The sequence below is a fragment of the Limnospira sp. genome, assembly GCF_051859755.1.
Taxonomy (GTDB): Bacteria; Cyanobacteriota; Cyanobacteriia; order Cyanobacteriales; family Microcoleaceae; genus Limnospira; species Limnospira fusiformis.
Genome location: NZ_JBIMLI010000382.1, coordinates 1 through 837 on the forward strand (window position 1 = coordinate 1; position 837 = coordinate 837).

Below are 837 nucleotides of genomic sequence, written 5' to 3' on the forward strand. Positions count from 1 at the left end.
GCGATCGCAACAACAGGTGTCGTCAGCAATTCCGATGGGGCCATGAGGGCTGGGGGTTGACAGGATGGGTGCGATCGCGCAGCCTGTGCGAAGCACCCATCGCATCGTATCTGGTTTCTGCCAACTTTTCGGAGTTGATAACAAACAGTCGGGACAATTAAGTGCTAAAATTTAAACCCATTCAAACTGAGTTGAAAGCCGTAATGGAAGCTCTGCGAATCATCACCCAACCCGTCAATCGGCAACTGATTATCGATCTCCCCCCGTCACTGACCGGCGACCAACAATATGAAGTGATCGTTCTCCCCATCAGCTCCCAGGAATCGGTGACAACTCCACCGCGTCGCCGACCTTCTGAAAAACTGGCGGGTACAGTTCACCTATTTGACGATCTCATCGCACCCACCACCCCGGACTCCGATTGGGAATCCTCCTGAGCCATGCTATTACTTGATACTCACATTTGGATACGCTGGCACAACCCCCAGTCGGGTCGTTTCGCCCTTGCTGAAAACCTAATCGAGGAGATAGAAACGGCTGACAGTATTGCCATCAGTGCAATTTCCTGTTTGGCGATCGCCCTGGAAGGAGACATTCAGGTATTACCCGTCGATCGCCCCATTGCGATCAAAGCGTCTCAACTACCGGAGCATCATCGCGACCCAGCCGACCGGATTATCATTGCAACTGCCCTCATACATGAGGCTTCATTGGTCAGTCTAGATTCTGTTTTTCCTCAGTATGAAGAACTAAAAGACCGTTTAATTACCGGTTAATTTTCAACCGTTCGATCGCGTGGGCGGGATCAAAATCTCATCAAATAACCGGGGTAACAGT

General features: G+C 50.8%; 2 protein-coding genes. Both read left to right on the plus strand.

The features are described from left to right. Nucleotides 1-161 precede the first annotated feature (161 nt). Entirely contained in the window at nucleotides 162-437 is a 276-nt protein-coding gene (locus ACTIE0_RS24760; protein ID WP_233497750.1) for a hypothetical protein, read from the plus strand. A gap of 3 nt (nucleotides 438-440) precedes the next feature. Next, on the plus strand, nucleotides 441-776 hold the full coding sequence (locus ACTIE0_RS24765; protein WP_006622290.1) for a type II toxin-antitoxin system VapC family toxin: 336 nt from the start codon (nucleotides 441-443) through the stop codon (nucleotides 774-776). The last annotated feature ends 61 nt before the right edge of the window (nucleotides 777-837 follow it).